Below are 10,272 nucleotides of genomic sequence, written 5' to 3' on the forward strand. Positions count from 1 at the left end.
TTTTTATTTGGCTTATTCTTTTATGACTACTCTTTTGGAAGTAGTACTGTGTCGATAACATGAATTACGCCGTTGCTTGCTTTTACATCAGCTTTTACAACTTTAGCGTCATTTATCATTACGCCCATACTGTCGGCTTTAACCATAACTGATTGGCCTTGTAGTGTTTTAGCGCTATCTACCTTCATTACATCGGCTGCCATCACTTTTCCAGACACTACGTGATAAGTTAATACCGCCGTAAGCTTATCTTTGTTTTCAGGCTTGAGTAGCATTTCTACAGTGCCTTCAGGCAGTTTCGAAAATGCAGCATCTGTTGGTGCAAAAATAGTAAAGGGTCCTTTACCTTGCAGTGTTTCAACTAAACCTGCAGCTTTAACAGCAGCAACAAGAGTAGTGAACGAACCATTTTCAACGGCTACTTCAACAACGTCTTTTTTCATACCATGATGATCAGCATAAGCCATTGTAGTAAATCCAAGGCTTGCGGTTGTAATCAATAATGCAGTAGTAATTCTCTTAAACATTTTATTTTCCTTTAAGTTAATACCCGTTGGTTTCGTTATATGTTACGGCGTCTAAAATTTAATCGATCATTTATAATTAAAGTAAACATGTTTTGTTACATCCTTAATTGAACTGCAGCTAATTAGCAAAGTCATATAAACAGTTACTCAATTAAAGACTTGTTCAATTGAAGGGAATAGGCATGAAATTAGTTTATAAGTTTTGGAAAAATAACCGCTCTCTCATCGTATTTATTGCACTGATGAGCGTATTTAGAAGCGCTGTTGCCGATTGGTACGAAGTGCCAACAGGCTCAATGAAACCGACCATTCAAGAAGGTGACAGAATACTTACCGATAAAATGGCCTACGATATTCGCGTCCCATTTACGCACATAAAATTACTTAAATTAGCGGATCCACAAGCTGGTGATATTATTGTTTTTGACTCACAAGCTGCCGATAACCGTTTAATTAAACGTGTAATTGGTGTGCCAGGAGACACCGTTGCACTTAAAAATAATGAGCTCATTATTAATGGTAAAAAACTTAATTATGCAGATCAGCAAAGTAACATAGACTCGCTTGATAAAATCGAAGATTTAAACGGATTAGAGCATTCGATAAGAGTGGCAAATATTCCTTCACGTTTACCGGGGTTTGATGCAATTACAATTCCTGATGATTATTATTTAGCAATGGGTGATAACCGCGACAATAGCGCTGACTCGCGTGTAATAGGTTTAATTCCGCGTAATGAGTTATTAGGAAAAGCAGAGCGCGTTATAGCGTCACTTCATTACGATAATTATTACCTACCAAGAAAAGATCGCGTATTGAAAAAGCTGAATTAATTAGTAGTAATTAATTTTGTATAGCGCCCAATCAAATTTTATGAGCGCACATTTGGCTATTTTATAAATAAAATAAACTGCCTATTTAGGCAGTTTACTTATATAGCTTTTTACAAGCTTGGTAAGGTGGCTACGCTCTTGTTCGGTATTTAATACCTTACAAAAATCGCCACTTACTGCCGCGCCACAAGCACCTGCTTCAAACCATTGTGATAAATTATCTAAATTCACACCACCAACAGGCATTAATTGTGCTTCTGAAAATGGACCTGTTAATGCTTTAAAGTAACCAACGCCCATACTGCCCGCAGGAAATACCTTAATAATATCTGCCTTATATTCAATTGCATTTGCAACATCGGTAGGTGTTAGTGCGCCCATTAATACTGGTAACCCATGCTGGTGGGCAAGTTCGACAACCGATTTGTTGGTATTTGGCGTTACAATAAACTGTGCGCCGGCATCAATTGCTTGCTGAGCAAGAGTAGTATTTATTATTGTACCTGCGCCAATAAGTGCATTTTTATGAGCTGCGCGTGCTTTTGTTATTTCTTGCTCAAAGCCAGGCGTGTTTGAAGTGATTTCGAGTGCGTTTATGCCTGCATTAACTAAGCAATCAATTAATGGAGCTACGTCGCTTTGTTGTTTTAAGCGTAAGATTGCGAGTAACTTATATTGCTTGATTAGCGCACTGGTATTTAGTCTTTGGGTATGAAGGTTGCTGGTCATGGTTGTTGATCTAAAAAATATTTTAATACACTGTTATTATTTAAATAATGCTTATAAAGCAAATAGGGAAGCCCATAAAAAAACCGCTGATGTATCAGCGGTTTTTATTGTATGAGTAATATTACATTACGCGCATACCAGGCTCTGAGCCGTCATCTGGGTTAAGAATATAAATTTCTTTTCCGCCAGGACCTGCTGCTAATACCATGCCCTCAGACATACCAAAGCGCATTTTACGAGGCTTAAGGTTAGCGACCATAACGGTTAACTTACCTTCAAGATCCTCTGGTGCGTAAGCTGATTTAATACCTGCAAACACTTGGCGAGTTTCGCCGCCTAAATCAAGTGTTAGCTTAAGTAGTTTATCAGCGCCTTCTACGTGCTCTGCTTTAGCAATTTTAGCTACGCGTAAGTCTACTTTTGCAAAGTCATCAAATTCTATTTCGTCGCTAATCGGCTCTTTTGCAAGTGGGCTGTTAGGGTCAATAGTTACTTTTGGCGCTAAGCTTTCTTTAGATTCTTCAACCATTTTATTTACTTTATCCATTTCAACACGCTGCATTAACGGTTTAAATTTATTGATAGGGTGGCTTACGAGTGCATTTTGAACGCCGTCCCATGCAAGGTCGTCATTTAAAAATGCTTGTACGTTGTCGGCCATTTCTGGTAGCACTGGTTTTAAGTAAGTAATTAAAACGCGGAACAAGTTAAGACCAAGAGAACACACTTCGTGTGCTTCTTGTTGCTTAGTTTCGTCTTTAATTAATACCCAAGGTGCTGCGCCATCAATAAATTGGTTTGCTTTGTCGGCAAGCGCCATTATTTCGCGAATTGCACGGCTGTAATCGCGGTTTTCGTAGTGTGTTGTAATGCTAGGTGCAGCCGCTTGAAACTCAGCTAACAGCTCTGGTTGCATAATTGTGCTGCTTAGCTTGCCATCAAACTTTTTAGTAATAAAGCCAGCACAACGGCTCGCTATGTTGACTACTTTACCTACTAGGTCCGAATTTACGCGTTGTGCAAAGTCTTCTAGGTTTAAATCAAGGTCAACAATACCGCTGCTTAATTTTGCTGCGTAGTAGTAACGTAAGTACTCTGGGTTTAAGTTATCTAAATAAGTACGCGCTTTAATAAACGTACCCTTTGATTTAGACATTTTTTCGCCATTTACAGTGACAAAACCATGAGCGAATACGTTAGTTGGCTTTCTAAAATTAGCGCCTTCTAGCATTGCTGGCCAAAATAAGCTGTGGAAGTAGATAATGTCTTTACCAATAAAGTGATAAAGCTCAGCGTTTGAGCCTTCAGCCCAAAACTCATCAAAGTTGATGCCTTTTTTGTCACATAGGTTTTTAAAACTCGCCATGTAACCAATAGGTGCATCTAACCAAACGTAAAAATATTTGCCCGGTGCATTTGGGATTTCAAAACCAAAGTAAGGTGCATCACGGCTAATATCCCACTGTTGCAAACCATCGGTAAACCATTCGTCTAGCTTGTTAGCCATTTCTTGTTGAATAGTGCCTGAGTGTAGCCACTCTTTTAGCATGCCTTCAAATGCTGGCAGGTCAAAAAAGTAATGCTCAGAATCTTTAAGTACAGGCTCAGCACCTGACATTACAGAACGCGGGTCAATGAGTTCGGTTGGGCTGTATGTAGCACCACACGAATCACAGCTATCGCCATTTTGGTTTTCAGACTTACACGTTGGGCAAGTACCTGTTACAAAACGATCGGGTAAGAAAATACCTTTTTCCGGATCGAATAATTGCGAAATAGTGTGTTTTTTAATATGACCGGCATCGTTTAGGCGGTTATAAATAAGTTCGCTTAATTCTTTGTTTTCTTGGCTGTGTGTGCTGTGGTAGTTATCAAATTTGATATTAAAGTCAGCGAAGTCGCGTTGGCGTTCTATGCTCACTTGTTTTACCATTTCTTCAGGCGTGATCCCTTGTTTTTGCGCATTAAGCATAATTGGCGTGCCGTGGGCATCGTCTGCACAAACATAATAAGCTTCGTGGCCTTGTAGTTTTTGAAAACGTGACCAAATATCAGTTTGGATATACTCCAATAAATGACCTAAATGAGTAGGGCCATTTGCATAAGGTAATGCGCTGGTAATCAGGATCTTTCGCTGCGTCATAATCATTCCGAATTGAGGATAAAACGCCGTTTTTATTATACAAACGGCAATTATCATTAATTTATCTACAAGCTATTTGCTTAGAGCACTCACAGCTTATGGATTTTTATTAATTGACTGGTGTTAATGCCCTGAATGTTACATAATTCCGTGGCACTTTTCATCAAAGAAACGCTATTTAATTGCTATGTTTGGACTGTCGAAACTATTCTCTTCTAAATCGGTGCAAAAACAACCGATTATTACTGCCTTAGCGGCATATCGTAGTGCGGCTTTTGCCGTCGGTATTGACGAAAGCTTCATTGATACGATTACTCAAAATGACGATAAATCACTACACATTAAATTAACCCTGCCATTTGCTGGGCAATCAGAAATGCCTTTAGTTGAGCAACACGTAAGTGAAATCTTAAATGTGCCTGTCACTATTAGCACTAAGGTTATCATTAAAGAGGCAGCTAAGTTTAAAGCGATTAAACATATTGTGCTTATTGCCTCAGGCAAAGGCGGAGTAGGTAAGTCGACTACTGCCGTTAACTTGGCGGGCGCCCTTAAAAACGAAGGCGCAAAGGTGGGTATTTTAGATGCTGACATTTATGGCCCATCAATTCCAATGCTTTTAGGCTTGGTGGGCGCAGAGCCCGTTACTAAAGATAACAAACAGTTACAGCCTTTTGATGCAAACGGCATTAAAGCGCAGTCAATTGGCTTTTTAGTTCCAAGCGATGATGCCACCGTATGGCGCGGGCCAATGGCTTCAGGTGCGCTGAGCCAATTGCTAAACGAAACCGATTGGGGCGAGCTTGATTACTTAATTGTTGATATGCCACCGGGCACCGGTGATATTCAACTTACAATGAGCCAAAAAGTACCAGCGAGCGGCACTGTTATTGTCACGACACCGCAAGACTTAGCCCTTGCCGATGCGCAAAAAGGCATTGCTATGTTTAATAAAGTAAACGTGCCAGTGCTGGGCTTAATTGAAAACATGAGTTATTACATTTGCAGCCACTGCGGTGAAGCTAACCACGTATTTGGTAAAGACGGTGCACAAAAACTGGCGCACAAGCACGGCGTGCCCGTACTTAGCCATATTCCGCTTGCAATAGATATACGTGAGTATTCTGAGCAAGGAAAACTTATTGCAAGCGATAACGACGCGGCAATAAGCAAAACATACAGCGCAGCAGCGAGGCTTATAGCCAGCACGCTTTATTATCAACAGCATCACGATGCGATTGAAATTGTGATTACAGAAGATTAATAAATAATGAGACTTTCAGACACCCATATTAATGAATACTTAAGCGATGGTCGCATTGTTATTGAGCCTGCACCAACGAGCGACATGATTTCAGGCGTGACTGCCGATTTACGCTTGGGTAATAAATTTAGAACTTTTAATGCACACAACGCGGCATACGTCGATTTAAGTGGTCCAAAAGATCAGTTAAATAAAGCTATGGAATCAATCATGAGTGAAGAAATAGTGCTTGATGAAGGTGAAGCATTTTTTTTACACCCAGGTGAACTTGCACTTGCTATAACGCACGAAAAAGTAACTCTGCCTGCAGATATAGTAGGGTGGTTAGATGGACGCTCGTCCCTTGCACGTTTAGGTTTAATGGTGCACGTAACCGCACACCGAATAGACCCTGGCTGGAGCGGTAATATTGTTTTAGAGTTTTACAACTCAGGTAAATTACCATTGGCACTTCGCCCACTGATGAAAATTGGTGCTATGAGCTTTGAAATGTTATCGGGCCCGTGTGAAAACCCCTACAACATTCGTAAAGATGCAAAATATAAAGATCAAAGTAGCGCAGTAGCAAGTCGTATTAGTGACGATAAGTAATTACCAAATATAGACATTACTCGTCTATTTTATGAAGCGCGTAACCCAGTAGTGCAAAGTACTGGTTAAGCGCTTCATTTGCTTTATTGATATGCTCACTATTTGGGTATATTAAATTACTACTTTGTAAGCCTCCCACTAAAAAACTATTTTTTATACTTGAATGCTGCTCTATACAGGCTTCAAAACACCGTGCTGCAAGCTCTTCTGGCATGCTCATATAATTCATATTGTGTGCTTTATCGTGTTCTATACACGTTTGTACAAAGCTATTTGCATCAATACCATCTTCATCTAAAAAGACATGTTTATAAAAACTGTTTAAAGCATTATTAAGTGGGTGGGATAAATTAGGCGTGTTTGAAAGCCAAAGTTTTGAGGCAAAACCAAATCGTGGTTTTACTGCAAATAAGTGCTCGCTTATATGATGATCAAATGCATGAAACCATTCGTGAGCAAGTGCACCACCGCCTGCATTTTTTGCAAGGGCAAGCGTTTGAGAAGCTGCATTATAATGCGCTTGCACGCCTTTTTGACCGCCATGACCAAATGCAAAGTTAAGCTTGCCGCGCAGGCCAATAGCTTTGGGCGGTAAATGCAGTATTTGCGCAAGATCCGCCAGTGCATCATAAATTAAATTAGCGCTAATGTAGCGCTCTTCTTTAGTTACCCATTTACCAACAACCATTGACCTAAAGCCAAAGGTATCTCTTATATCGCTAAAGTCGACTTGGTCGTCAAAGCGATAGTCGGGTCCATGGCGAGTAAAGCCACGTTTTAGTCTGTTAGGGTAGTTACGCATTGCAAGTTTCATTTAGTAACGAATTTAATCTAAGTAACGTGCTTTTACGTGCTTAGGCATGTGTTGGGTTTGTTTTTGTATTAATTCATCAAGCACATTATAAAGTGGTGCGGGATTTAGCTGCTCTATTAAAAACAAACTATGCGCTACGGCTTCAAGTGTGGATAGGCTGTCGGCGCGAGGGGCTTTACGAATAGCATAACGATTTTTAGGTAGCTGTTTAAAACTGACCGTTTTAAATTGATTTAGTAATGTGGTGAGCTGCAAAATTTTGTAGGCTTTTTTCCATGTGCCATCAATCACGATTAAATGGGTAATGTTTTTTATATTAGATTGCTCAGCGCTGTCGTCTAAATTTATAGCGTTTTCGTTAGGGTAGAGTAAAACAGTTGAGCTTACTGGCAGTGTTTTAAGAATAGAAAAGTCATCATTATTTTCGCCTTTGATTATTTGGCAATCAGTTAGGCATAAATTGAGTAGCTTAGCGGTATTTTTTGCTATTTTTTCTTCGCTTGGGTGCTGTAGAATAATAACCGTAACTTTGTTGTTTATATTTGTAATTGCGTTGCAAATACAGGTGTTTAGTGCAAAGTTACAATAATTACAAAGTGTGCGTGCCATTTAATAAACTTTTTGTTGCCAGTATGAACTTCATAATTATACATTTATAAGGTAATTAAGTTGGTTTTTTTACGCATCAATATAAAGTAGTATTATTAAACGGTAATGTACATGGATTGTTTTAAGGGCTTAAAATATGACAGAGATAAATATTGATACATCGGCATTAGAGAGTATGGAATCGTTATTGGGTGAGCAATTTGCTGACACACTTGACTTTTGTTGCGCAGAGTTTGAGCGTTTAGGCTCTGAAGTGTTAGCAACCATTGGTAAAGATAAAGAAGCAGCCATTCGACATTCCCATAGCTTAAAATCGAATGCGGCGCAGTTTGGCGCTTCAAGCCTTGCTGAAGTATCTCGTGTTATTGAACAACATTTAATTATGGATAATCTACCAGATGCCATCGATGCGTCTACTCGTTTGACTGAGCAAGTAAATGGCTCTCAAACGCAGTTAAATGAATGGTTAGCATCTCGTTGATTATTGAGTCGAAACGTGAATTTATTTCAGTATTAAGTAATCAAATACACTGGCATTTTGCGCCTTGACTAGGTTAGTCTAAAGAATCACTAGTCGAGGTAAAAATGTTTGATATTAAAAAGAGTCACAAATTAGAAGGTGTATGTTATGACATTCGTGGACCGGTTTTAGCGCAAGCTAAAAGAATGGAAGATGAGGGTCAAAAAGTATTAAAATTGAACATAGGCAATCCGGCCGCCTTTGGTTTTGATATGCCAGAAGATATGCACCGCGATATTATCCGCAATTTATATTCAGCCCAAGGCTATTGTGACTCTAAAGGCCTCTATTCAGCCCGCGTGGCTGTTTATCAGCATTATCAACAACGTGGATTACATAATTTAGATGTAGATAATATTTATATTGGTAATGGCGTTAGCGAACTTATTCAAATGATCACCCAAGCGCTATTAAATAATGGCGATGAAGTGCTTATTCCTGCTCCAGATTATCCACTTTGGACGGCTTCTGTGACTTTATCGGGTGGTAATCCGGTACATTACTTGTGTGATGAGGAGCAAGACTGGTTTCCAGATATTGCGGATATAAGAAGTAAAATCACGTCTAAAACTAAAGCTCTGGTATTAATTAATCCGAATAACCCAACGGGTGCGGTTTACAGTGATGATTTGCTAATGCAATTAATTGATATAGCTCGTGAACATAAACTGCTGTTATTGAGCGATGAAATTTACGAAAAGATTTTATACGATGGTGTAACGCATACTTCAATCGGCTCACTTTGCGATGATGTACCAATTATTACCTTTAACGGGTTGGCTAAAACCTACCGTGCAGCGGGGCTAAGAATGGGGTGGATGGTGCTAAGCGGTCGTACTTCAGTTATGGACGATTTACGCAAAGGCTTAGAAATTCTAGCCTCGATGCGTTTATGTGCAAATGTACCTGCACAGTATGCTATTCAACAAGCGTTGGGCGGTGTGCAATCGATTGATAACTTAATTAACCCAGGTGGTCGCTTATACGAGCAGCGTGATATTGCATGGCGCGGGTTAAATGATATTGAAGGCATTAGTTGTAAAAAGCCTAAAGGCGCGCTCTATGCGTTTGCTAAAGTAGATACAGCACTTTTTAACGTCAAAGATGATGAAAAGATGATGTATGATTTGCTAAAAGCCGAAAAAATATTACTTGTGCATGGCAGGGCGTTTAATTGGCCAGATCCAGATCATTTTAGATTGGTATTTTTACCAAACAAAGATGATTTATCCGATGCGATGCTAAAAATGAAGCGCTTTTTTAAAGACTATCGCCAGGTATAGTTATTAAAAAATAATAAAAAAACGAGCCAAATTTGGCTCGTTTTTTACTTTAGTCATGAATATATTGGCAGGGCGTGTTGAACTTTGTGGATTGAAATTTGTTCAATCTAGGGGCGATTAAATCGCGACGCGAGGTTTGTAACCTAGTGGGCTCGATAACTGCTCCTACGTTATTCTAATGGCTTACATCCATGTAAGAATAAGTAAAAACCGAGCAAAGCTTCCGCGTCCTGCTCACGCCCCTTACCTACATCCATTTAGGCAACAAAGAGTTAATTGCCGCTAGGCAGAACCCTTCGGGCAGCGCATGTTTGGCATGTATGCTGCGTTATCGCCTATTTATGGGGAACAACCACCGTTCATAGGTTCCGCCTTGTCGAAACACCAAACATTCTGCTGCAAATTCAACCACCAAATTTCAGCACGGCCTAATACGCTTTATCTACACGTACTGTGTTGTCGTTCAAGTACACTAACCTTACGTTATCGCCTTTGCTAAAACGCATTGATTGGTCTTGATCTTGAACAACCATAAACTGGTCGCCATTTTCAACTTGTATTAATAACTCTACAAAGTGATTTTGCTGATAACGACTTTGCTGCTGCCTGTTATGTGCAACACTGCCGCCAATTACCGAGCCTAATATTGTTGCTACAGTTCGGCCACTACCACCACCAAACTGGTTGCCTACTACGCCACCGAGTAATGCGCCGCCAAAAGTTTTCCAGCCATTATTTTTGTCTTGAATGATTTCTTGTTCGGTAATATTGCGTACCGATTTTACGTCACCAAATAAGACTTGTTGCACAGGGACTGCTTTATTACGCTCATATTTAGCAAACGAAGGTGCACTTAGTGTGAGTAAAGCGCACATCATTATAGTAATTGCTTTCATAACTTGCTCCTTTTATACCAACCTGCATAAATCTTTGATCAATTTAACGAATTAAATTGCACT

11 protein-coding genes are annotated in these 10,272 nt (G+C 39.7%); 5 read left to right on the forward strand and 6 right to left on the reverse strand.

Features of this window, described 5'->3' with window-relative positions; genetic code table 11:
- Nucleotides 1–26: 26 nt before the first annotated feature.
- Entirely contained in the window at nucleotides 27–527 is a 501-nt protein-coding gene (locus tag P20652_RS10875) for a fasciclin domain-containing protein (RefSeq protein WP_008168070.1), read from the reverse strand.
- A gap of 182 nt (nucleotides 528–709) precedes the next feature.
- Between P20652_RS10875 and lepB the strand changes: the two genes are divergently transcribed.
- Nucleotides 710–1,360 (forward strand): signal peptidase I, encoded by a 651-nt coding sequence (gene lepB, locus P20652_RS10870; RefSeq protein WP_008168071.1) that lies wholly within the window; start codon nucleotides 710–712, stop codon nucleotides 1,358–1,360.
- An 81-nt stretch (nucleotides 1,361–1,441) separates the two neighbouring features.
- Here the strand turns inward: lepB and P20652_RS10865 are convergent, their stop codons facing one another.
- The gene (locus tag P20652_RS10865; RefSeq protein WP_008168073.1) at nucleotides 1,442–2,089 is read right to left on the reverse strand and encodes a bifunctional 4-hydroxy-2-oxoglutarate aldolase/2-dehydro-3-deoxy-phosphogluconate aldolase; all 648 of its coding nucleotides are present in this window, start codon (nucleotides 2,087–2,089) and stop codon (nucleotides 1,442–1,444) included.
- Between the two features lie 121 nt (nucleotides 2,090–2,210).
- Nucleotides 2,211–4,232: a methionine--tRNA ligase gene (gene metG, locus P20652_RS10860; protein WP_008168076.1), complete on the reverse strand. Its 2,022-nt coding sequence runs from the start codon at nucleotides 4,230–4,232 to the stop codon at nucleotides 2,211–2,213.
- Between the two features lie 187 nt (nucleotides 4,233–4,419).
- Here metG and apbC point away from each other — a divergent pair, with 187 nt between their 5' ends.
- Together apbC and dcd are read left to right on the forward strand one after the other, a co-directional pair.
- Nucleotides 4,420–5,496, forward strand: coding sequence for an iron-sulfur cluster carrier protein ApbC (apbC, locus tag P20652_RS10855; RefSeq protein WP_033017365.1), 1,077 nt, complete (start codon nucleotides 4,420–4,422; stop codon nucleotides 5,494–5,496).
- Between the two features lie 6 nt (nucleotides 5,497–5,502).
- Nucleotides 5,503–6,087: a dCTP deaminase gene (dcd, locus tag P20652_RS10850; protein WP_008168080.1), complete on the forward strand. Its 585-nt coding sequence runs from the start codon at nucleotides 5,503–5,505 to the stop codon at nucleotides 6,085–6,087.
- A gap of 16 nt (nucleotides 6,088–6,103) precedes the next feature.
- Here the strand turns inward: dcd and P20652_RS10845 are convergent, their stop codons facing one another.
- Nucleotides 6,104–6,889: a CLCA_X family protein gene (locus P20652_RS10845; RefSeq protein WP_008168082.1), complete on the reverse strand. Its 786-nt coding sequence runs from the start codon at nucleotides 6,887–6,889 to the stop codon at nucleotides 6,104–6,106.
- A gap of 24 nt (nucleotides 6,890–6,913) precedes the next feature.
- Entirely contained in the window at nucleotides 6,914–7,510 is a 597-nt protein-coding gene (locus tag P20652_RS10840) for a tRNA-uridine aminocarboxypropyltransferase (protein ID WP_008168084.1), read from the reverse strand.
- A gap of 136 nt (nucleotides 7,511–7,646) precedes the next feature.
- On the opposite strand from P20652_RS10840, the gene P20652_RS10835 reads away from it, so the two are divergent.
- Together P20652_RS10835 and P20652_RS10830 are read left to right on the forward strand one after the other, a co-directional pair.
- Complete coding sequence (locus P20652_RS10835) at nucleotides 7,647–7,991, forward strand: Hpt domain-containing protein (protein WP_008168086.1); 345 nt, start codon at nucleotides 7,647–7,649, stop codon at nucleotides 7,989–7,991.
- A gap of 104 nt (nucleotides 7,992–8,095) precedes the next feature.
- The gene (locus P20652_RS10830) at nucleotides 8,096–9,313 is read left to right on the forward strand and encodes a pyridoxal phosphate-dependent aminotransferase (protein WP_008168088.1); all 1,218 of its coding nucleotides are present in this window, start codon (nucleotides 8,096–8,098) and stop codon (nucleotides 9,311–9,313) included.
- A 428-nt stretch (nucleotides 9,314–9,741) separates the two neighbouring features.
- On the opposite strand, the gene P20652_RS10825 is transcribed toward P20652_RS10830, so the two are convergent.
- On the reverse strand, nucleotides 9,742–10,209 hold the full coding sequence (locus P20652_RS10825; RefSeq protein WP_008168090.1) for a glycine zipper 2TM domain-containing protein: 468 nt from the start codon (nucleotides 10,207–10,209) through the stop codon (nucleotides 9,742–9,744).
- Nucleotides 10,210–10,272 lie beyond the last annotated feature (63 nt).

The organism is Pseudoalteromonas sp. BSi20652, assembly GCF_000239855.1.
Lineage (GTDB): Bacteria > Pseudomonadota > Gammaproteobacteria > Enterobacterales > Alteromonadaceae > Pseudoalteromonas.